The organism is Ruegeria sp. BB5 (genome assembly GCF_056539405.1).
On sequence record NZ_JBQFUX010000005.1, the window covers coordinates 104065 to 125804 of the forward strand.

General features: G+C 58.0%; 25 protein-coding genes. 12 read left to right on the forward strand and 13 right to left on the reverse strand.

The window, feature by feature from the left end; genetic code table 11:
* Nucleotides 1-5: 5 nt before the first annotated feature.
* Nucleotides 6-806, reverse strand: coding sequence for a zinc-ribbon domain-containing protein (locus ACR0DL_RS13395; protein ID WP_480638716.1), 801 nt, complete (start codon nt 804-806; stop codon nt 6-8).
* 182 nt (nt 807-988) lie between these two features.
* Here ACR0DL_RS13395 and ACR0DL_RS13400 point away from each other — a divergent pair, with 182 nt between their 5' ends.
* Genes ACR0DL_RS13400 through ACR0DL_RS13415 form a run of 4 tightly spaced genes read left to right on the forward strand, consistent with a single transcriptional unit; the run spans nt 989 to nt 3897 of the window.
* Nucleotides 989-1666, forward strand: coding sequence for a cell division ATP-binding protein FtsE (locus tag ACR0DL_RS13400; protein ID WP_170397149.1), 678 nt, complete (start codon nt 989-991; stop codon nt 1664-1666).
* Nucleotides 1663-2562, forward strand: a complete 900-nt coding sequence (locus tag ACR0DL_RS13405; RefSeq protein ID WP_480689597.1) for a cell division protein FtsX — start codon at nt 1663-1665, stop codon at nt 2560-2562. Before ACR0DL_RS13400 ends, ACR0DL_RS13405 begins: the two co-directional genes overlap by 4 nt.
* Nucleotides 2562-3302, forward strand: coding sequence for a lysophospholipid acyltransferase family protein (locus tag ACR0DL_RS13410; protein ID WP_480689599.1), 741 nt, complete (start codon nt 2562-2564; stop codon nt 3300-3302). The genes ACR0DL_RS13405 and ACR0DL_RS13410 overlap by 1 nt, the downstream gene beginning before the upstream one ends.
* A complete protein-coding gene (locus tag ACR0DL_RS13415; protein ID WP_480689601.1) occupies nt 3289-3897 on the forward strand; it encodes a pyridoxamine 5'-phosphate oxidase family protein in 609 nt (202 codons plus the stop codon). Before ACR0DL_RS13410 ends, ACR0DL_RS13415 begins: the two co-directional genes overlap by 14 nt.
* A gap of 148 nt (nt 3898-4045) precedes the next feature.
* Here the strand turns inward: ACR0DL_RS13415 and lpdA are convergent, their stop codons facing one another.
* The 11 genes from lpdA to mdh form a co-directional block, all read right to left on the reverse strand.
* A complete protein-coding gene (gene lpdA / locus ACR0DL_RS13420) occupies nt 4046-5434 on the reverse strand; it encodes a dihydrolipoyl dehydrogenase (protein WP_170551644.1) in 1389 nt (462 codons plus the stop codon).
* A 73-nt stretch (nt 5435-5507) separates the two neighbouring features.
* Nucleotides 5508-5777, reverse strand: a complete 270-nt coding sequence (locus ACR0DL_RS13425) for a hypothetical protein (RefSeq protein ID WP_170361376.1) — start codon at nt 5775-5777, stop codon at nt 5508-5510.
* A gap of 2 nt (nt 5778-5779) precedes the next feature.
* Nucleotides 5780-7291 (reverse strand): 2-oxoglutarate dehydrogenase complex dihydrolipoyllysine-residue succinyltransferase, encoded by a 1512-nt coding sequence (gene odhB, locus ACR0DL_RS13430; protein WP_480689603.1) that lies wholly within the window; start codon nt 7289-7291, stop codon nt 5780-5782.
* 3 nt (nt 7292-7294) lie between these two features.
* A complete protein-coding gene (locus tag ACR0DL_RS13435) occupies nt 7295-10252 on the reverse strand; it encodes a 2-oxoglutarate dehydrogenase E1 component (protein ID WP_480689605.1) in 2958 nt (985 codons plus the stop codon).
* 38 nt (nt 10253-10290) lie between these two features.
* The gene (locus ACR0DL_RS13440; RefSeq protein WP_170397162.1) at nt 10291-10995 is read right to left on the reverse strand and encodes a sulfotransferase family 2 domain-containing protein; all 705 of its coding nucleotides are present in this window, start codon (nt 10993-10995) and stop codon (nt 10291-10293) included.
* A gap of 57 nt (nt 10996-11052) precedes the next feature.
* Nucleotides 11053-11595, reverse strand: a complete 543-nt coding sequence (locus ACR0DL_RS13445) for a DUF805 domain-containing protein (protein ID WP_480689607.1) — start codon at nt 11593-11595, stop codon at nt 11053-11055.
* Entirely contained in the window at nt 11592-12278 is a 687-nt protein-coding gene (locus ACR0DL_RS13450) for a hypothetical protein (protein WP_480689609.1), read from the reverse strand. Before ACR0DL_RS13450 ends, ACR0DL_RS13445 begins: the two co-directional genes overlap by 4 nt.
* Before the next feature lie 3 nt (nt 12279-12281).
* Nucleotides 12282-13163 (reverse strand): succinate--CoA ligase subunit alpha, encoded by an 882-nt coding sequence (gene sucD / locus ACR0DL_RS13455; RefSeq protein ID WP_117870362.1) that lies wholly within the window; start codon nt 13161-13163, stop codon nt 12282-12284.
* A gap of 21 nt (nt 13164-13184) precedes the next feature.
* A complete protein-coding gene (locus tag ACR0DL_RS13460; protein ID WP_170551633.1) occupies nt 13185-13493 on the reverse strand; it encodes a hypothetical protein in 309 nt (102 codons plus the stop codon).
* A 10-nt stretch (nt 13494-13503) separates the two neighbouring features.
* A complete protein-coding gene (sucC, locus tag ACR0DL_RS13465) occupies nt 13504-14697 on the reverse strand; it encodes an ADP-forming succinate--CoA ligase subunit beta (RefSeq protein WP_170350625.1) in 1194 nt (397 codons plus the stop codon).
* A 320-nt stretch (nt 14698-15017) separates the two neighbouring features.
* Complete coding sequence (gene mdh, locus ACR0DL_RS13470; protein WP_170377759.1) at nt 15018-15980, reverse strand: malate dehydrogenase; 963 nt, start codon at nt 15978-15980, stop codon at nt 15018-15020.
* Between the two features lie 161 nt (nt 15981-16141).
* On the opposite strand from mdh, the gene ACR0DL_RS13475 reads away from it, so the two are divergent.
* Entirely contained in the window at nt 16142-16897 is a 756-nt protein-coding gene (locus tag ACR0DL_RS13475; RefSeq protein WP_425081679.1) for a sulfite exporter TauE/SafE family protein, read from the forward strand.
* Here the strand turns inward: ACR0DL_RS13475 and ACR0DL_RS13480 are convergent.
* Nucleotides 16894-17193, reverse strand: a complete 300-nt coding sequence (locus ACR0DL_RS13480) for a hypothetical protein (RefSeq protein ID WP_170551624.1) — start codon at nt 17191-17193, stop codon at nt 16894-16896. The genes ACR0DL_RS13475 and ACR0DL_RS13480 overlap by 4 nt on opposite strands.
* Before the next feature lie 168 nt (nt 17194-17361).
* Here ACR0DL_RS13480 and ACR0DL_RS13485 point away from each other — a divergent pair, with 168 nt between their 5' ends.
* From ACR0DL_RS13485 to ACR0DL_RS13515, 7 genes are all read left to right on the forward strand, one after another.
* On the forward strand, nt 17362-18219 hold the full coding sequence (locus tag ACR0DL_RS13485; RefSeq protein ID WP_480689611.1) for an HpcH/HpaI aldolase/citrate lyase family protein: 858 nt from the start codon (nt 17362-17364) through the stop codon (nt 18217-18219).
* A 7-nt stretch (nt 18220-18226) separates the two neighbouring features.
* Nucleotides 18227-18781 (forward strand): NnrU family protein, encoded by a 555-nt coding sequence (locus tag ACR0DL_RS13490; RefSeq protein ID WP_480689613.1) that lies wholly within the window; start codon nt 18227-18229, stop codon nt 18779-18781.
* A gap of 12 nt (nt 18782-18793) precedes the next feature.
* Complete coding sequence (locus ACR0DL_RS13495) at nt 18794-19000, forward strand: DUF1737 domain-containing protein (protein ID WP_170350615.1); 207 nt, start codon at nt 18794-18796, stop codon at nt 18998-19000.
* Nucleotides 19000-20028, forward strand: coding sequence for a MaoC family dehydratase (locus ACR0DL_RS13500; RefSeq protein ID WP_480648155.1), 1029 nt, complete (start codon nt 19000-19002; stop codon nt 20026-20028). Before ACR0DL_RS13495 ends, ACR0DL_RS13500 begins: the two co-directional genes overlap by 1 nt.
* A gap of 55 nt (nt 20029-20083) precedes the next feature.
* The gene (locus ACR0DL_RS13505) at nt 20084-20752 is read left to right on the forward strand and encodes a DUF1194 domain-containing protein (protein ID WP_170551612.1); all 669 of its coding nucleotides are present in this window, start codon (nt 20084-20086) and stop codon (nt 20750-20752) included.
* Between the two features lie 207 nt (nt 20753-20959).
* Nucleotides 20960-21343, forward strand: coding sequence for a succinate dehydrogenase, cytochrome b556 subunit (gene sdhC / locus ACR0DL_RS13510; RefSeq protein WP_170397177.1), 384 nt, complete (start codon nt 20960-20962; stop codon nt 21341-21343).
* An 11-nt stretch (nt 21344-21354) separates the two neighbouring features.
* On the forward strand, nt 21355-21726 hold the full coding sequence (locus tag ACR0DL_RS13515; RefSeq protein WP_480689615.1) for a succinate dehydrogenase, hydrophobic membrane anchor protein: 372 nt from the start codon (nt 21355-21357) through the stop codon (nt 21724-21726).
* Nucleotides 21727-21740: the final 14 nt, after the last annotated feature.

The following is a 21740-nucleotide window of genomic DNA, read 5'->3' on the forward strand; positions in this document are numbered from 1 at the left end:
TCAGGTCAGTTCTGTGCTGTCCCCGAAGTCTGTGCTTCGAGCCACAGACGTGCCTGATCCACCAGCGACACATATGGGGTCAGGATCGGTTCGGCCTGCGGCACAGCCTCGCTGATTTTTTGGGCGTTGCCATAGACCAGCAACAGTATGATGCCAACAATCAGGATCAATGCAAATCCGCGCACAAATCCGCCAGATTTACGCGGCGCGGGCTCGTCTTCTGCGCCCATGATGTCGTCGCTGCGCAAGCTGGAATTGATCGCCTCGACATCGGGCAGGTCATCTTTCTGGCCCGCGTCTTCTGCGGTTTCCGTGGCCGTCAGTTCCTTGATGGCGTGTTCGGGGTCAGGTTCCGGAGGAGTGTCCAGTGCTAAATCGGGCTGAGTTTCTATGCTGCCGCCTTCCTGGGCACGCAGCTCAGCCTCTCGGGCGGCTTCCTCTTGCAGGATGCCGGCAACAGCGGGGTCGATATTTCCGGTTGTTTCGGGTTTTTCCGGCTCGGGGGCTGCTTCAGGTTCTGGTGCGGGTGTTGCTTCGGGTTCCGGCGCAGGTTCAGATCTAGGCTCCGCCTGCGGTTCCGCGGCAAACGCTTCATCCACCGGTGTGGGGGTCGGGTCTGTCGCGGCTTCCTCGGCTGCAGGCTCTTCTGAAATGGGCGTGACCGCTGCGGGCGCGGGTTGGTCCGGGTATTTGGCCTGGAACCAGGTGTTCTCGCAATTTGAACACTGAACGTCGCGGCCCTCTTCCGGGATGACTTCGTCTGGCACCTCATATTGGGCACCGCAATTCGGACACGTAAGACGCATGCTGCCTCCTGGTCGGGACCTCGACCTGATAATAGTTTTTTAGGGATGTTATTCCGTTAAGACCTGACCGCAAAGGGTGTTTTCGGTTTGGCAGCATAAATGTCACCAATTCGCCCCGGTGCAGGCATTGAAACCACAACCACGCTCGGGCAAGAAGAGCAGCAATTAGAACGGGGGCCCTTGTGATCGAGCTGGAAAATGTCAGCTACACCTATGGTGGAGGTGAATTGCTGAGCAACGTGTCCCTGCGACTGCAGCCGGGTTCGTTCCACTTTCTGACCGGCCCTTCGGGCGCGGGCAAGACCACTTTGCTTAAACTGTGCTACGGCGCATTGCTGCCCACGTCCGGACGGTTGAGCGCGTTTGAACAGGACGTGGCCCAGTTGGATCGCGATCAGATGGCCCTGCTGCGCCGCCGGGTTGGCGTTGTGCATCAGGATTGCCGGTTTCTGGATCATATGACGGTGGTCGAAAATGTCTCGTTGCCGCTGATGGTGTCGGGGCGTTCGGAATCTGCATTGCGGGATGATCTGACTGAATTGCTGAACTGGGTGGGTCTTGGCACCCGGCTGGGCGCGCTTCCGCCCGAACTGTCGGGCGGTGAACGTCAGCGCGCGGCGCTGGCCCGGGCGGTGATCCTGTCGCCCGATGTTGTTCTGGCAGATGAGCCCACTGGCAATGTGGACTGGGAGATGTCGCAACGCTTGCTGCGCCTGTTGGTCGAGCTGAACAAGATGGGCAAAACCGTGCTGATCGCCACCCATGATCTGAGCCTGATCCGCGCCGCTAAAAGCCAGGTACAGGCACGCGTGCTGCGTATTTCGCAACGGCAGGTCCAACTTGCGGGGGCAGACCTATGAGCAAGGGGATGATCCGAAACTTGCTGAAACGGGATGCGCGGGCCGATCGGGTGGTGCCCCCCACCGGTTACACCGCGCATCTGACCTTGTTCGTATCGGGCGCGATGGCTTTTCTGGCCGTATTTGCACTGGCTCTGTCGCTGGCGTCCGGGCGATTGGCCGACCGTTGGGCAACCGAACTGGCCGGGGCGGCCACCTTGCGGATCAATGCCCCCGCCGACCAGCTTGCCGCCCAGACCGAGGCTGCGTTGACCGTGCTGGCGCAAACTCCCGGTGTTGCCTCGGCCAGGGCGCTGACGACCGAGGAGCAGGCCGCGCTGTTGTCGCCATGGTTTGGTTCTGACCTGCCGCTGGACACACTGCCCGTTCCGCAACTGATCGAGATCATCGAAGGCGATCCGGGTCTGGATGCAACCGGACTGCGGTTGCGGCTGGGGGCCGAGGTGCCGGGCGCTGTGCTGGACGACCATACCCGATGGCGCGAACCGCTGGTCGATGCGGCGACGTCATTGCGTCGGCTCGGTTGGGTCTCGATCCTGCTGATTGGCGGCGCAACTGCAGCCATGATCACACTGGCGGCTAATGCCTCGCTTGCGGCCAACGCTCAGATCATCGAGGTGCTGCGACTGGTTGGTGCCCGGGATCGCTTTATCGCCCGCGCCTTTGTCCGGCGTTTTACCTACCGGGCATTCTTTGGCGCTGTTGTCGGGGTACTGCTGGGCATGACCGGGGTGCTTTTGCTGCCCGAAGCCTCGGACGAGGGCGGGTTTCTGACCGGTCTGGGCTTTCAGGGGGCAGGCTGGTTGCTGCCTGCACTGATCCCAGTGCTAGGCGCGACGGTTGCTTTTCTAGCAACCTGGACCGCCGCCAGCCGCAAATTGAAGGAGCTTTCGTGATGGCCTCAGCGTTTCAATGGGTGCGCTCTTTGATCTTCATGATCGTGATCTATGTCTGGATGCTGATCCTGGGTATAGTGTTTGCCCCTTTTGCCTTGTTCAACAAGCGCGGCGCGCTGCGGGCTTGCAAGACCTATGCTCGCACGACCCTTTGGCTGGCGCGCTGGATGGTCGGCATTCGATCCGAGGTACGCGGCACAGTGCCGGTGGACGAGGTGGTGATTGGCGCCAAGCACCAGTCCTTTCTCGACATCATCATAATTTTCGACGCAATTCCCCACGGCAAATTCATCATGAAGAGAGAGTTGCTGTGGACCCCAGTCATCGGCATGTATGCACGGCGTCTCGGCTGTATCCCAGTCGATCGCGGTAAAAAAGGCGCTGCCGTTGCCAAGATGGTCAAAGACGTCGCCAAAGAATTTACCGAGCCCGGTCAATTGGTGATCTACCCGCAGGGCACGCGCGTTGCGCCAGGGGTGCAGAAACCTTACAAAGTGGGCACAGCGGTTCTGTATGAGGGGTTGGGATTTCCATGTGTCCCGGTTGCGACAAATGCCGGAGTTTTCTGGCCGCGCACAGGTGTTCTGCGCAAACCGGGTTTGGCGATAGTGGACTTTCTTGATCCGATCGAGCCGGGGGTTGCGCGCAATTCGTTTCTTGGTCGATTGGAAGACGTGATTGAGACGCGATCCAATGCATTGATGAAAGAAGTGGGGTTTGATCCGGATGGAGTTCATTAAGGACATCAAATCGCTCGAAGAGATCTACAACAGACCGCCCGGCGCGGCCTCTTTTCGAAAAGTGGTACACAGCCTGACGCCACTTTATCGCAAATGGATCATGACCTCGCGGCTTTGTATCCTCAGTACCGTGGGTCCCGAAGGTGTGGATGGCAGCCCCCGCGGAGATGATGGCCCGGCGGTGTTAGAGCTTAATCCAAATACGCTGGCCCTTCCGGACTGGCGCGGCAATAATCGATTGGATTCCCTGCGCAATATTGTGCGTGATCCGCGTGTGGCCTTGATGTTTATGGTATCGGGTTCAAACAACGTGGTGCGTGTGAATGGAACGGCCCGACTGACTGCGGATGCAGACCTGCGCGCCCGGTTTGAGAAACACGGCAAACAGCCAGCCACGGTCATCTTTATCGAAATCACCGAGATCTACACGCAATGCGCCCGTGCCTTGATGCGCGCTGAAATTTGGACCTCGGGTGACAATTCCGCCGAGTTGCCAAGTATTGGCGAGATTTTGGCCGAGGCAAGTCAGGGTGAGGAGGGCGGTGAACGCTACGATTCAGAATGGGGCGCACGCGCTGCAAAAACGATGTGGTAAATGGGGACTCTGCCCCCGCTGCGGCAAGCCGCAACTCCCCCGAGGTATTTTATGGCCAAATGAACGAGGAATCTGCCTTTTCATCTTGCCAAAAATATCTCGGAGCGCGAGGCAGAGCCTCGCTAACTCCGGTTGAGTCAGTTCTGTCCTACGAGTGGATCGGACCGTCACCACAAGCCAGTGCAGCTTCGCGCACCGCTTCCGAATAGGTCGGGTGAGCGTGGCAGGTTAGGGCCAGATCCTCGGCTGACGCACCGAATTCCATCGCCACGCAGACCTCGTGGATCAGATCACCCGCTGCCGGGCCGATGATGTGACAGCCCAGAATGCGGTCCGTGTCCTTGTCGGCCAGGATCTTCACAAAGCCATCGGCGGCAAAGTTCGCCTTGGCGCGCCCGTTGCCCATGAACATGAACTTGCCGACTTTGTAGTTGCGGCCCTGTGCTTTCAGCGTCTCTTCGGTTTCACCCACATTGGCCACTTCGGGCCAAGTGTAGATCACGCCGGGAATGACGCCATAGTTCACGTGGCCATGCTTGCCCGCGACCTGTTCAGCAGCGGCCATGCCCTCATCCTCGGCCTTGTGGGCCAGCATCGGGCCTTCGGTCACGTCGCCGATGGCGTAGACTCCCGGTACGTTTGTCTGCCAGTCGCTACCAACTTTGATCTGACCGCGCGGTGTCATTTCGACCCCCAGAGCCTCCAGTCCCAACCCGTCAGAGAACGGCTTGCGCCCGGTGGCGACCAACACGGTATCCGCGTCGATCACATGCTCGCTGTCGTCTTTCAGAAGTTTATAGGTGACCTTGGCCTTGGTTTTGGTCGCTTCGGTCTTTTGCACCGCTGCGCCCATCACAAACTTCAAGCCCTGTTTCTTGAGAATGCGCTGGAAAGTCTTCTGAACCTCGGGGTCCATGCCCGGTGTGATTTCCTTGAGGAACTCAATCACCGTCACTTCGGCCCCCAATCGCTGATAAACCGAGCCAAGTTCCAACCCGATCACACCGGCACCAATCACGACCATCTTCTTGGGAATCTTGCCAAGTGACAGCGCACCAGTCGAGGTCACGACAACCTTTTCGTCAACGTCTACACCAGGCAGCGAGGACGGTTCAGACCCGGAGGCGATGATAATGTTCTTGGCCGAGTGAACCTCATCCCCCACCTTGACCTGACCAGCAGCAGGGATCGAGCCCCAACCTTTCAGCCAGTCGATCTTGTTCTTTTTGAACAGGAACTCGATGCCTTTGGTGTTGCCCTCGATGGTTTCTTCCTTGTAGGCCTGCATCTGTTTCCAGTCGACTGAGGGGCTTTTGCCCTTGAGGCCCATTTTGGCAAAGTTATGCTCGGCCTCATGCAATTGATGTGAAGCGTGCAGCAGCGCCTTTGACGGGATACAACCCACGTTCAGACAGGTGCCTCCCAGGGTTTCACGCCCTTCGACAACGGCGGTTTTCAGGCCCAGCTGGGCGCAACGGATGGCGCAGACATAGCCGCCGGGGCCGGCGCCGATTACGATGACATCATAGTTTGCCATTTTACTCTCCTAAGTCGACCGGATTGGCCGGTGGCCGCATGATCCAAAGTGGTTGGATCATGCTGTGCTTACTTCAAACCGGTTCCAGCAGCTTGATCGTGATATGGGCGATGCCGCCCCGTTCATGGTGCATCGCCAATTCCTCAGATCCGAAAAAGGCGCGGGCCTTGTCCAGGTTCGTAACCTCGAACATGGCAATGGCATGGTCGGCCTGATCCGGGTCACGCCAGACGTGCAAGTCGCGGATACCCGCAGCCTTGCGCATTGGCGTATCCTCACGAAACACTTTCAGCCAGGCATCGAAATCGGCCACATCGGCCTGCCACAATACATGCGTTGCCATAATTACAGATCCATCAACAGGCGGCGCGGATCTTCCAGCGCCTCTTTTACGCGAACAAGGAAGGTCACGGCGCCTTTGCCGTCAACGATCCGGTGGTCATAGGACAGGGCCAGATACATCATCGGACGGATCACGACCTGACCGTTGATTGCCATCGGACGGTCCTGAATCTTGTGCATGCCCAGGATACCCGATTGCGGCGGGTTCAAGATCGGCGAGGACATTAACGAGCCATAGACACCGCCATTCGAGATGGTGAAGGTGCCGCCCTGCATCTCCTCCATTGACAGCTTGCCATCACGGGCGCGCTTGCCTTTTTCGGCGATGGCTTTTTCGATCTGGGCAAAGGACATCGAATCCGCGTCGCGGATAACCGGAACCACAAGACCGGTCGGCGTTCCGGCGGCAACGCCCATATGTACAAAGTTCTTGTAGACGATGTCGGTGCCGTCGATTTCCGCATTCACTTCAGGCACTTCTTTCAGCGCGTGGCAGCAGGCCTTGGTGAAGAAAGACATAAAGCCCAGACGCACGCCGTGCTTCTTTTCGAACTGGTCTTTGTACTGGTTACGCAGGGCCATCACCTCGGTCATGTCCACCTCGTTATAAGTGGTCAGCATGGCGGCGGTGTTCTGACTGTCTTTCAGACGCTTGGCGATGGTCTGGCGCAGGCGGGTCATCTTGACCCGTTCCTCGCGCGCGGCATCACCTGCTGCGACCGGTGCGCGCGGTGCAGGTGCAGGCGCTGGGGCAGGGGCCGCAGCCGCGGCTGCGGGGGCCGATGCGGCGCGGGTCACGTCCTCTTTCATGATGCGGCCATCGCGGCCAGTACCTGTAACCTGATCGGCGGACAAACCAGCCTCGGCCATCGCTTTCTCAGCCGAGGGTGCATTGGCCACGTCTTTACCAGCGGTGGCTGCTGCAGGCGCTGCTGCGGCGGAAGGAACTGCGGCCGGGGCGGCTCCAGCACCCGAACCCGAAATCACGGCCAGCTTGGCCGAGGCGTCCACGGTGGTGCCTTCGGGCGCTACGATTTCCGCCAGAACACCAGCAGCCGGTGCCGGAACCTCAACCGAGACCTTATCGGTTTCCAATTCGCACAGCATTTCGTCTTGCGCCACGGCATCGCCAACCTGTTTGAACCAGGTCGAAACGGTAGCCTCGGTCACGGATTCACCCAAAGTGGGCACCATCACATCGACGCTGCCACCACCAGCGGCCGCTGCAGGCGCGGCAGCAGGGGCCGGGGCAGCGGCGGGTGCCGGAGCAGCACCTTCGCCTGCGGTGATGGTGGCCAGCAGTGCGTCAACGCCTACGGTTTCACCTTCGGCAGCGACGATTTCGCCCATCACACCGGCAGCGGGGGCTGGAACCTCGACCGTTACCTTGTCGGTTTCAAGCTCACAGAGCATCTCATCCACGGCCACAGCGTCACCAGGCTTCTTGAACCAGGTGGCAACCGTAGCTTCGGTGACGGATTCGCCTAGCGTAGGTACACGAACTTCAATGGTCATCGTTTACTTTCCTTCGAGGCTCAGCGCTTCGTTCACAAGCGCCTCTTGTTGAGCTTTGTGTTGGCTGGCCAGACCCGTCGCGGGCGAAGCCGAGGTTGCGCGGCCGACATAAATCGGCCTTGTGTGTTTGGCGCCGATGCGGGTCAGCACCCATTCGATATTGGGTTCGATAAAGGTCCAGGCGCCCTGGTTCTTGGGTTCTTCCTGACACCAGACCATCTCGGCCCCTTTGAAACGCTCAAGCTCATTGATCAGCGAGTGGGCGGGGAAGGGGTAGAACTGCTCGATCCGCATCAGATAGACGTCGTCGATCCCGCGGGCGTCGCGTTCTTCCAGCAGGTCATAGTAGACCTTGCCGGAACACATCACGACCCGCTTGATCTTGTTATCCTTGACCAGCTTGGTGTCCGAATTGCCGTGTTGTGCATCATCCCACAGCACCCGGTGGAAGCTTGAGCCCGTGGTGAATTCGTCGGCAGTGCTGACCGCCAGCTTGTGGCGCAGCAGCGATTTAGGCGTCACCAGGATCAGCGGTTTGCGGAAGGTGCGGTGCAGCTGACGGCGCAGGATGTGGAAGTAGTTCGCAGGCGTCGTACAGTTCGCCACGATCCAGTTATCCTGACCACACATCTGCAGGAACCGCTCAAGCCGTGCGGATGAGTGTTCGGGCCCTTGCCCTTCAAACCCGTGCGGCAGCAGGCAGACCAGACCGGACATGCGCAGCCATTTGCTTTCGCCCGAGCTGATGAACTGATCGAACATGATCTGCGCACCGTTGGCAAAGTCTCCGAACTGCGCTTCCCACAGGGTTAGTGCGTTCGGTTCGGCCAATGAAAACCCGTATTCGAAACCCAGTACAGCGTATTCGCTGAGCATCGAGTCGATCACTTCGTATTTCGACTGGCCTGCACGGATGTTGTTCAGCGGGTAATACCGCTCTTCGCTTTCCTGATGCACAAAGCCCGAGTGACGTTGACTAAAGGTGCCGCGTGTCGCGTCCTGACCGGACAGGCGCACCGGGAATCCTTCGGTCAGCAACGAGCCAAAGGCCAATGCCTCGCCCGTGGCCCAGTCAAAGCCCTTGCCGCTGTCGAACATGTTCTTCTTGTGATCCAGCAACCGCCCGACGGTCTTGTGCAGGGCAACGTCGGCGGGTGCATGCGTCAGGGCCTTGCCGATCTCGACCAGAGTGTCCGGCGTGATCGCGGTTTCGCCGCGGACATATTCTTCTTTGTTCTTGTCCAGATGTGACCAGCGCCCGTCCAGCCAGTCAGCCTTGTTCGGTTTATAGTCTTTGCCCGCGTCGAACTCATCGTTCAGATGGGCCTGAAAGGCGGCTTTCATATCCTCGATCTCACCCTCGGGGATCAGACCGTCCTTGACCAAACGCTCGGTGTACAGCGACAGCGTGGTCTTATGGGTTTTGATCTTCTTATACATGATCGGATTGGTGAACATGGGCTCGTCGCCCTCATTGTGACCAAACCGGCGATAGCAGAAGATGTCGATCACGACGTCTTTGTGGAACTTCTGGCGGAACTCGGTTGCGACCTTGGCGGCGTGTACGACGGCCTCGGGATCGTCACCGTTCACGTGGAAGATCGGTGCTTCGACCATCAGCGCGATATCCGTGGGATATGGGCTGGAGCGTGAGAAGTGCGGAGCGGTGGTGAAACCGATTTGGTTATTGACCACGATGTGCATGGTGCCGCCGGTCTTGTGCCCGCGCAGACCCGACAAGCCAAAGCCTTCGGCCACAACTCCCTGACCGGCAAATGCCGCGTCGCCATGCAGCAGGATGCCCATCACTGTCGTGCGGTCATCGTCTTTCAACTGGTCTTGCTTGGCGCGGACCTTGCCCAGCACCACCGGGTTCACCGCCTCAAGGTGCGAGGGGTTCGCGGTCAGTGACAGGTGGACCGAGTTGCCATCAAACTCACGGTCGCTGGAGGCGCCGAGGTGATATTTCACGTCGCCCGAACCATCCACGTCTTCGGGCTTGAAGCTGCCCCCCTGGAATTCGTTGAAGATCGCGCGATAGGGCTTGCGCATCACGTTGGCCAGAATGTTCAGGCGGCCCCGGTGCGGCATGCCTATCACGATGTCCCGAACGCCCAGGGCGCCACCGCGTTTGATGATCTGCTCCATCGCCGGGATCAGGGCCTCGCCGCCGTCCAGACCGAAGCGCTTGGTGCCCATGTATTTGACGTGCAGGAATTTCTCAAAACCTTCGGCCTCGACCATCTTGTTCAGGATCGCCTTGCGGCCCTCCTTGGTGAAGGCGATTTCCTTGCCATAGCCTTCGATCCGTTCCTTCAGCCACGCGGCCTGTTCGGGATCAGAGATATGCATGTATTGCAGCGCGAAGGTGCCGCAATAGGTGCGTTTCACGATTTCAACGATCTGGCGCATGCTTGCCATCTGCAGGCCAAGAACGTTGTCGATAAAGATCGGCCGGTCCATGTCGGCTTCGGTGAAGCCATAGGTTTTGGGGTCCAGCTCGGGGTGTGTACTGGCCGTGCGCATGCCCAGCGGGTCCAGATTGGCGGCCAGATGGCCCCGGATACGGTAGGCCCGGATCAGCATCAGCGCCCGCAGGCTGTCCAGCACCGCGCGCTTGATCTGATCGTCGCTGACGGCAACGCCCTTGTCCGCAGCCTTTTCCTTGATCTTTTGGCCCGCTGCCTTGGCGTCGATCTCGGCCCATTCGCCGGTTAGCGCGCCGGTTAGGTCATCGGCTGGCATCGGCGGCCAGTCGGTGCGCGCCCATGACGGCCCCTCGGCCTCGCGCTGCACGTCCGGCGTGGCGTCACCCATGGCCTTGAAGAACTCGGCCCAGGCGGCATCCACCGCGCCGGGATTCTTGGTGTACTGGGCATAAAGCTGTTCCAGATACTCGGCATTGTGCCCCTGCATAAAGCTAGAGGCGTGAAATGCGGAATTGGGCGTATGTTCGGTCATGTGCGAACCTCGAATGGGCTGGCGTTTCGGTTTTGGTCTCAGTGCTGCGGGCTGTCGGGGTAGCCCAGCTTGTCAAACACCCAGGCCATGTTTCGTCGGACAGTATCGATCGTTTCGGTGTCATAATACTCTGGCACAGGTATTCCTTTTCGTCGTTCCTTCATCGATTTGTCATGCCCCAGGTTAAAACTGTTTTCCGGCAAGCCAAAATCAGCGAAAACACCGTTCAGGTCGGCAACCAGATGCTCCTTTCGAATAAAGCGATCCACGATCAAAATGTTGTCGATCGAGACAATCTTCCAATCGATGGACCAGGTTCCCGACAAGATGAACGATTTGAACTGCTCAAATTCCGTTTTCGGATCTTCCGAGGGCAGGTTCTGCAGGTATTTCATGAAGTGAAACTGAGACACCGCCCGGTCAAAGGGATCGCGGACATTTGCGATTTTGGTGTACTCGTCGAATGTTTCGGCCCCAAGGTTCTCTTTGACTTCCCAGGCCGGCATGTGGTTGCGCCATGGGTATTTGTGCTTGCGCCAGAACTGCCAATCCGGATGCGGTTCACGCCGCCCAGGCCCCCGTGCACCGACGATCCCGTATTTTGAGATCCTAACCTTGCCGTTTTCCAGTTCCCCCAGACCCGGCTTTTCGCAAAGCGGCTGAAGGACCTTTTCCGTCGACGTGCCAGCCGTCTTAGTAGTCTTGAGGTAGATGAATTTATGCTTGTGGCACACCAGAACCATTTCAGCGGTCCTTTCCAGAAGACGATGGCCGGGGTCTTTTATACATTCGAAGTCCGTTCACTGGGGCACCTCAATTGGATTGGGGCCGTATTTATTGGCACCTGGTTGGCTTGGGCGGGTCAACCACCACAACACCAGAAGGGGAGACACAAACAGAACGATCAGCGTCGGAACAACGATCAGCAGCGTGGCGCGGGTGAACAGGATGTCCAGACTGCCACCGTGCTGAAAATGCGACGCAAGACCGATGCCAAAGATCAGAACTGCAAACGCCCCGACGATCAGCAGGATCGGTAGCAATGCGTATAGCCCGCTGCGCCCGGTATCATGCATCCGCCGCCATGCGACGGCCAGATGGGGGATGAACACGATCAGGCTAACGATGCTCTGCACCGGTGCCGAAGACGTGGCGGTGACGGATTTGGATGTTTCAGTTTCAGTCACAGCAACCTGAGTGAAGAACTGTGCATCAATGACCCCGGCGATAAAGCTCCAGATCACGATGAACAGAAAAAAGAACCAGTATTCAGGCCGCGAGGCACGACCCGAGAAGGTGAAGAATTTCGAGAAACAGGTGCGGATGGCGTCGGAGAAGGTCATTTTGAGTTCTCTGCCTGTTTCGTGATATAGGTTGAGAAAATGGAGGACACATCTATCCCAATGTCCGAAACGGTTGAAATGCGCTCGGTGTTCAGTACTGCACTGTCCAGAACCCGTTTTAGGCCATTGCTTTCATAAGATTGAGATCTGAGACGGTACACCGGAGGCAAAGTCGCAGGGTCGCGTCCTGAACCCCCAAGCAAACGCTCAAATGTCACTGGCGAGTCTTCATCCTTGAGTGCAATCAGGCAACGTAATTGACTGTAGGTGTTATACTCATCAGTGCTGATGCGTAAAACACTCCCAGTTTGCAATTTTACAAACCAACGGTTTTTTTGTTCTGTGCCTTCGACAGTTACTAGATTGCGTGTACCGGCGGCATTTTTTAGCGCAAGTTCCCATGTTCTTACTATGCGCGGATCAGCAACGTCCCCATAACCAAACTGTTCTGAAAGTAACGATGCGGCAAAAGACTTTATTGCGCGGTCATCAAGTTCTGCTGGAACAGCGTGAGTCCAACCAATCTTGATCAGGTTATCCGTTACCGTCACCAGATCAATGGCGGATTGACAAGCCGCCACGGTTTCCGAAGCGAATTTTGAGCTGTCGGCGACAGCTGGGGCAGTTGTGGCTGCCGAGACGGCAGCCACAAGGCCAATAAGGGTTCTTGTACCCCAGTTCACAGTTTACCCAATCGCTTCCAGCACTGCCTCACCCAGTTGCGCCGGGCTTTCGGCCACGACGATACCGGCCGAGCGCATGGCTTCGATCTTGTCCTCAGCTCCACCTTTGCCGCCGGCGACGATTGCGCCCGCGTGGCCCATGCGGCGGCCCGGAGGGGCCGTACGGCCTGCGATGAAACCTGCGGTTGGCTTTTTGCGGCCCTTCTTGGCCTCATCCGCCAGGAACTGCGCGGCTTCTTCCTCGGCTGAGCCACCGATCTCACCGATCATAATGATCGACTCGGTTTCGTCATCGGCCAGGAACCATTCCAGCACGTCGATATGCTCGGTGCCTTTGATCGGGTCGCCGCCGATGCCCACGCAGGTGGACTGGCCCAGACCCACATCGGTGGTCTGCTTGACGGCCTCATAGGTCAGGGTGCCCGAACGGGACACAACGCCGACCGAGCCGCGCTTGTGGATGTGGCCGGGCATGATGCCGATCTTGCAGGCGTCAGGCGTGATGACACCGGGGCAGTTCGGGCCGATCAGGCGCGAGCTTGAACCTTCCAGCGCGCGTTTCACCTTCATCATGTCCAGAACCGGGATGCCTTCGGTGATGCAGACGATCACCTCCATCTCGGCATCAATCGCTTCGAGGATCGAGTCAGCCGCAAAGGGAGGCGGAACGTAAATAACCGAGGCGTTGGCTTCGGTCACGTGCTTGGCTTCGTGGACCGAGTTGAACACGGGCAGACCCAGATGCTCCATCCCGCCTTTGCCGGGGGTCACGCCGCCGACCATCTTGGTGCCATAGGCGATGGCCTGTTCGCTGTGAAATGTGCCCTGCGAGCCGGTAAAGCCCTGACAGATCACTTTGGTATTTTCGTCGATGAGGACTGCCATTTTTAGGAGTCTCCTGTTTGTTTATCCCGCGTTAGATGCGGCAATTGCCATACCGATGCAGCCACCCAAAAAGACACAAAAGGCCAAATAGCGGAATGGTTTGTAGAATGATTGCAATCGGAGTTTGTTGGTTGGAAAGGTCATTCCTTTACCGATGCTTGGAACAACGACCGTCAACGGCACGTCACCGTCTTTGTCGGCGCCGATATCGGCGGCATAGTGGCCGAGCACTAACATCAACCAGACCCAAAGGCTGATGATGGTAATCCAAAGGAAAGGGAGAAACTCCCCTTCCGTTGCCCAACCAATAATGCTTTCCAGCAGCGACATTGGAACTAGATTAACCCTTAACCGCCTTAACGATTTTCTCGGCACCATCTTTCAGGTTGTCCGCCGCGATCACGTCCAAGCCAGAGGTGTTGATGATCTCTTTGCCTTTCTCGACATTGGTGCCTTCCAGACGCACGACCAGCGGGACCTGCAGGCCCACCTCTTTCACCGCGGCGACAACGCCCTCGGCGATGACGTCACAGCGCATGATGCCGCCGAAGATGTTGACCAGGATGCCTTTGACCTGCGGGTCCGAAGTGATGATCTTGAACGCTTCGGTCACTTTCTCTTTGGTCGCACCGCCACCCACGTCGAGGAAGTTGGCAGGCTCAGCCCCGTACAGCTTGATGATGTCCATCGTCGCCATCGCCAAACCGGCGCCGTTGACCATGCAGCCAATCTCACCGTCCAACGCGATGTAGTTCAGGTCGTATTTCGAGGCTTCGAGTTCCTTGGGGTCTTCCTCGGTCGTGTCGCGCAGTTCGGCGATGTCGGGGTGGCGGTAGACCGCGTTGCCGTCAAATCCGACCTTGGCGTCCAGCACCTTGAGGTCGCCGCTGTCGGACACGATCAGCGGGTTGATCTCCAGCATCTCCATGTCCTTCTCGACGAAGGCGTTATAGAGCTGACCCATCAGCTTAACGCATTGCTTGACCTGCGCACCTTCCAGACCCAACGAGAAGGCGATGCGACGGCCGTGATAGGGCTGATAGCCGGTTGCAGGGTCAACCGAGAAGGACAGGATTTTCTCGGGCGTGGCTGCGGCCACTTCTTCGATGTCCATGCCGCCTTCGGTCGAACAGACGAAGGAAATGCGGCTGGTCTGGCGATCCACCAGCAGGGCCAGGTACAGTTCACGCTCGATGCCGGAACCGGCTTCGATATAAATGCGGTTAACCTGTTTGCCCGCCGGGCCGGTCTGATGCGTAACCAGCGTGCGGCCCAGCATCTTCTTGGCTTCTTCGGCGGCTTCTTCCACCGATTTGGTCAGACGCACGCCGCCTTTTTCACCGGCATCGGCCTCTTTAAAGCTACCTTTGCCGCGTCCACCTGCGTGGATTTGCGCTTTGACAACCCAAAGCGGGCCGTCCAGTTCACCGGCTGCGGTTTTGGCTTCCTCGGCGCGCAGAACCGCGCGTCCCTCGGAGACCGGAGCGCCATAGCTGCGAAGAAGAGCTTTGGCCTGATATTCGTGAATGTTCATCAACACTGTCCCGTCTGACTACGATTACCCTGTTATAGAGGGCTGTAGAGCGCAAATATAAAGGCTTTTTTGACGGCGAAGAGCTTTTTAGCGAAGATTTTTGTTATTTGTGATCACAGTTTTTTGGGGTGTGATCACAATTCATTCTCGGGCAGTTACTTGATTCGAATCTGAAACCAAACCTGCCAAAAACACATTCAAAAACAAAATTAAAAACGTTTGCGCCAACATTTTCAGTAGCTCCATTCAGACTTGGGCAAACGGGCAATAGAAAAGCCGGACCTGAAAAGGACCGGCTTTCAGAATTCTCACAGAAGGGATCAGGCCAGCGAGCTGTCGATGCCTTTGCACGCCTCGATCAGGCCCTTCACCGCGTTGACCGAATTGTCGAAACCAGCCTGCTCTTCTTCGTTCAAGTTGATGTCGACGATCCTTTCAATACCGCCCGCGCCGATCACGGTGGGTACGCCCACGTACAGGCCGCTGACGCCCAGCTCACCTTCGCAATAGGCTGCGCAGGGCAGGACGCGCTTTTGGTCTTTCAGATAGGCTTCGGCCATTTCGATTGCCGACGTGGCCGGTGCGTAGAAGGCCGAACCGGTTTTCAGCAGGCCAACAATTTCGGCACCGCCGTCACGGGTGCGCTGTACGATAGCGTCCAGCTTGTCTTGCGTGGTCCAGCCCATTTCGACCAGATCGGGCAGCGGGATACCAGCGACGGTCGAGTAACGGACCGACGGCACCATAGTGTCGCCATGGCCGCCCAGAACAAACGCGGTGACGTCTTTCATCGAGACGTTGAACTCTTCGGCCAGGAAATGAGCAAAGCGGCCCGAATCCAGAACACCTGCCATACCGCAGACCTTGTTGTGCGGCAGGCCCGAGAATTCACGCAGCGCCCAGACCATCGCGTCCAGCGGGTTGGTGATACAGATGACGAACGCGTCGGGTGCGTTGGCCGCAATGCCTTCGCCGACAGATTTCATGACCTTCAGGTTGATGCCCAACAGGTCGTCGCGGCTCATGCCCGGCTTGCGAGGGACGCCAGCGGTCACGATGCAGACGTCGGCGCCAGCGATATCTTCGTAGGACTGAGTGCCTTTCAGCTTGGCGTCAAAGCCTTCGGACGGGCCGGATTCAGCGATGTCCAGCGCCTTGCCTTCGGGGGTGCCTTCGGCGATGTCGAACAGGACGACGTCACCCAGTTCTTTCATTGCTGCGAGGTGGGCGAGCGTGCCGCCGATCTGACCTGCGCCGATCAGCGCGATCTTGGGTCTGGCCATTTGGATTATCTCCGGTCGGTTTTGAAATCGCGGTTTTGCTAGTCGTTAAATGGGTTTCGCGCAAGTACCCTTGGGCGCGGCATGCAACCGCATACCATTTGCACCCGGCCGTGTGATTGCGCTAAACGGCCTTTTAGACAGGCCAATTTGCAGGACGCCACATGTTCGAATTGAACTTGATGTTTTTTGCCGTGGCGATCCCTGCGGTGGTCTTTGCCGGAATCTCGAAGGGCGGGTTCGGGTCGGGGGTGGCGTTTGCGTCCTCGTCGATTCTGGCCCTGATACTTGAACCCGGGCAGGCGCTTGCGCTGATGTTGCCGATCCTGATGGTGATCGATGTGGCCACCCTTGGCCCATACTGGAAACGGTGGAGCTGGCCGGATTCACGCCTGTTAATACTGGGCGCTGTGCCGGGGGTTGCGCTGGGGGCGTGGTTGTATCGCGCCACCAATGATGACCTGCTGCGATTGTTGATCGGCGGAATTTCTGTCGGATTTGTGATTTGGCATTTTTCACAGACTAAGGGCTGGGTGCGCGGCTTTGCCAATCGCCTGCCGCCACCTGCGGGTCTGTTTGCGGGGTTGATTGCCGGGTTTACCAGTTTCGTCAGCCACGCCGGAGGGCCCCCGGCCGCGGTCTACCTGCTGTCGCAGCGCTTGACGAAGACTCAGTTTCAGGCGTCGACCGTGCTGGTTTTCTGGGTCATCAATATCGCGAAGTTTGTGCCTTATGCCTATCTGGGGCTGTTCACCTGGCACACCGCTTGGGCTGACCTGCTGCTGACGCCCTTTGCTATTCTGGGTGCTTGGCTGGGCGTCCGGGCGCATTTCATGCTGTCCGAGCGCCTGTTCTTTGGCATCGCCTATGTGCTGCTGACATTGACCGGCAGCAAGCTGATCTGGGACGCGTTGACCTAGACGTTGGGCGGCAGCGCCTCGGCCATATCATCATAGGCCTGGCCCGAGGCGACCAGGCAAGTTATTCCGTCCGGCAATGTCACCGTGATCGTCCAGCTGCCGCTTTGATCCGAAGCGTAAACCTCCATCACGGTCCCTTGCCGCGCGACGCCGATACTGCGGCGTGTTTCGCCGTAGGTCTCAGTCAGGCGCCTCACTATGTCCTCGCGCGGGGCACAGGTGCGGGCCTGTACCTGTTGTGCGGCCAGAACCATGATCCCAAGGCCCATCGTCATCTTGAACAGCGTCGTTTTCATTGCTCACCCCTTTCGATTCCATCGCAATCAGGGTGCGTCCGGCGGGCAGAAATTCGGTTAAAGGTCCGCACGTTGCGTCGCCTATGCTGCAGTGCGGCGATTTTGCCCTTGAACTTTCCGACAAAAAATGCCCCATTCCGCGCAACATTCTTTCAAAGGGAGAGGCCAATGGACCCCCGTCAGCGCCCCTATCGTTCCGTTCTCTATATCCCCGGCTCGCGCGATCGGGCGCTGGATAAGGCCCGCACCTTGCCAGTGGATGCGATCATCTTTGATCTTGAAGATGCCGTTGCCGCCGACGAAAAGGTCAATGCGCGCGAAACGCTCAGGGCGGCACTGGCTGCTGGCGGGTATGGTGACCGGGTCAGGATCGTGCGCATCAACGGGCTGGATACCGAATGGGGCCGTGCCGACGCCGAAGCCGTACGCGAGATGGACGCGGATGCCGTGTTGTTGCCCAAGGTGGGTTCGGCCGCTGACGTGGACGCGCTGGCCGCGATCACCGGCGACATGCCGATCTGGGCGATGATGGAAACTCCGCAAGGGATGTTGAACGCGGCCGAGATTGCAGCGCATCCGTTGATGGCAGGCTTTGTCATGGGCACCAACGATCTGGCCAAAGATCTGCAAACCCGGTTCCGTCCGGACCGACTGCCGTTGATGACATCGCTGGGCCTGTGTGTGCTGGCCGCCAAGGCCCATGGGCTGATCATCGTGGATGGTGTCTATAACGCATTCAAGGATGAGGCTGGTCTGGCCGCAGAATGCGAACAAGGCCGTGACATGGGTTTTGACGGCAAGACGCTGATCCACCCGGCGCAGATCAACATCACCAACGCGGCCTTTGCGCCGTCAGAGGCCGAGATCGACTTGGCCCGCCGTCAGATTGCAGCGTTTGAAGAGACCGAGGCACAAGGGCAGGGCGTTGCCGTCGTGGATGGGAAGATCGTTGAAAACCTGCATGTTGTAACAGCCCGCGAAATTCTGGCAAAAGCAGAGGCGATTTCAGCTTTGCAAGCGGGGTAAGCCAGCAATGGGCTTTGTTCTTCTGATCCTTGGGGTGGCGCTGTGGTGGGCCGCTCATCTGTTCCAACGCGTCATGCCGGCGCAGCGCGCGGCGATGGGCAGCGCGGGCAAAGGCGCGGTTGCGCTGGCGCTGGTCGTGGCAATCCTGCTAATGATCTTCGGCTATCGCATGACCGATACCGTTTTCGTCTGGGCACCACCATCTTTCATGATCCACATAAACAACCTGATGGTGTTGATCGCGATCTATATGATGAGCCCCGCAGGCACCAAGGGTCGCCTGTTGAACAAGCTTCGCCATCCGATGCTGGGCGGTTTCAAGCTGTGGGCTTTTGCGCATTTGCTGGTTAACGGCGACTTGGCCTCGATCATTCTGTTCGGCGGGCTGTTGGCCTGGGCTGTTGTCGAGGTCATTGTGATCAACAAGTCCGAGCCCGATTGGACGCCCGGTGAACCCGGTACCTATGGCAAGGACGCGATGTTTTTTGTCGCCTCGATCGTGTTGTTGGGTGTGATCGGCTATATTCACGGGCTGGTTGGTCCGTCTCCGTTCCCATCTTAAGGAAATGACATCATGGCAAAACTCTATCGCCTGCTGACCGAGGAAGACACATCCGCCTTCTGCCACAAAGTGTCAGACGCCTTGGCAAAAGGGTGGGAGCTGTATGGCGACCCGTCTTACGCCTATGACGAAAACAGCCGCATGATGCGGTGTGCGCAGGCTGTGACCAAAGAGGTCGAGGCCGACTATTCCTCCGATATGAAACTGGGACAGCAATAATGGCAAAGACAAATCCGGGCCGCTTTTTCGAGGACTACTCTGTTGGTCAGGTGCTGCATCACGCCGTGCCGCGTACTGTAACTGACGGAGAGCGGGCGCTGTATCATGCGCTCTACCCGGCGCGGCACGCGCTTTATTCGTCGGATGAATTTGCTCGGAATTGCGGCTTGCAGCAAAGCCCGATTGACGATCTGGCTGCTTTCCACGTGGTGTTTGGCAAGACCGTGCCAGACATCTCGCTGAACGCGGTTGCCAATCTGGGCTATGCTGAGGGACGCTGGCTGTTGCCGGTCTATCCGGGCGATACGCTGCGCTCTGAATCCGAGGTAATCGGGGTCAAGCAGAATTCGAACGGCAAGACTGGCGTGGTCTGGGTACGCACGCGTGGCCTGAATCAGCGCGATGAGGTCGTGATCGAATATGTCCGCTGGGTGATGGTGCGCAAATCGAACCTTGACGCCCCCGCCCCCGAGGCGGTTGTACCGGACCTGAAAAAAGTGCTTGAGCCCAAAGACCTGGTGGTGCCTACGGGGTTGGATTTCTCGAATTACGATTTTGCCCAATCGGGCGAGGCGCATCGTTGGGGTGATTACGAGATTGGCGAAACCATTGATCATGTCGACGGCGTGACGGTGGAGGAGGCCGAGCATATGCTTGCCACCCGGCTGTGGCAGAACACAGCCAAAGTGCATTTCGACCTGACCTTCCGGCCCGATGGTCGTTTGATTTATGGTGGCCACGTAATTTCGATGGCGCGGACATTGTCGTTCAACGGTCTGGCCAATGCGCAGATGATTGTCGGCCTGAACGGCGGCGCCCATGCCAACCCCTGCTTCGCAGGCGACACAATCAAGGCTTGGTCCGAGGTTCTGGACAAGGCCGAAACTGGTGTGCCGGGCGTGGGTGCCATCCGTCTGCGGCTGGTCGCGACAAAGGGTGGAGAGCCGTTTGCGCTGAAAAACGAAGATGGCCGGTATCAGCCGAACGTCCTGTTGGACCTTGATTATTGGGCGCTGATGCCAATCTGAGCACGCCCCACATTCATTTGATCGCAGCCTGTGTCAATCATGCTAGGCTGCGATCATGGTCTTACTTCGATCACTTGCTGCCTTCCTGTTTCTGACGCCGCCCGCTGTCGCGTGCGATCTGGCGTTGGCTTTGGCAGTGGACGTATCCGGTTCGGTCGATACGACGGAATACCGGATACAGATGGATGGGCTGGCCGCCGGGTTGCGCGACCCCTTGGTGTCCGAGGCGCTGGTGCGGGGGCAGGCACAGTTGATGCTGGTGCAGTGGACCGGGTCCTCGCGTCAAAAGGTGACGATCCCGTGGACCCGGATCGATAGCTTTGACACGCTTGAACGGTTTGCCGATCAAGTTGCCGACGACCCCAGGGTTTGGCGTAACTTTTCAACCGCTATCGGTGAGGCGCTTGAGATGACCATGTCCAGCTTCGATGCGGTGGCGGATTGCAAACGGCATCTGATAGACATTTCGGGCGATGGGGTGTCGAACGAGGGTGTCGAACCAACCGAGACGCACAGGGCGTTGCGCACACGCGGGGTGACGGTAAACGCAATTGCGATCGAGGAAAGCGAACCGGACCTGACCGCCTATTTCTTTGAAAATGTCATTGTCGGCGAGGGCGCATTTGTGGTGTCGGCAGCGGGGTTTGCCGATTACCCCGAGCGGATTCGAAAGAAGCTGTTGCGCGAAGTTACACAGCAATCAGCGGCTTTGGAGCAGCAGTAGCAGATTCGTGATCACAATGCTTGTTCCCTGAAAACGCTAACATTCAAGGCTTGGAAGAGTTTTCGTGATCACAGTATTATTTTGCGTGATCACAAACTGATGAAATCTGCTATTTTGAACCCTTTTTACCCATTTTTGCGCATGCAGCACGTGACAGAAGGGCAAAAAACAGTAAAACGACCGGTAGCCAACGAAAGAGGAGCCGACATGGCCGATGTCAATCGGGGCAACCGCCCGCTCTCGCCACACATTATGATCTATCGCCCCCAGATGACTTCGTTGTCGTCGATCATGGTTCGCCTCTCGGGATTGGGCGTCTTTGCCGTTGCAATCCTGATCGTCTGGTGGCTGTTGGCCGCTTCGACATCGGAAAGCGCGTTTCTGGCCATCGACGGATTTTTGCGCAGCTGGTTCGGCGACATCCTCCTGACCTTGGCCACCTGGGCGCTGTGGTATCACACGCTGGGTCGTCTGCGTCACGTCTTTTGGGATTTCGGCTACTGCCTTGATGTTGAGGTCTCTGAGAAACTGGGTCTAGGCATGTTCGTCGGTGCGACCATCCTGACCATTATCACTGTGATTGCGGTTTAAGGGGACGGCACATGCGATATCTGACTGACCGTAAACGCGCGCAGGGTCTGGGCGCAGGGAAATCCGGAACACAAACACATTGGCGCACCATGGTCCGGGCGATGATCCTGACCGTGCTGGTTCCGATCTTCATCTTCACCTTCGGGGCCGGTATCGGCGGCACATACGAAGAAGTCGTCGCCTATTTCAGCCACCCATTCCCGGCAATTGTGACCGCTCTGACTTTGGTCGTGGGCATGCAACAGCTGATGTATGAGGCGCAGGAAACCATCGAAGATTATGTCCATGGTGTTCTCGAGAAAGTCTCGCTCGTTGCAATGTGGGCCTTGGGCTACACGCTGATCGCGGCCGGGCTGTTCGCTCTGGTCAAGCTCGCCCTGTGATGCGCGGTAAGGAA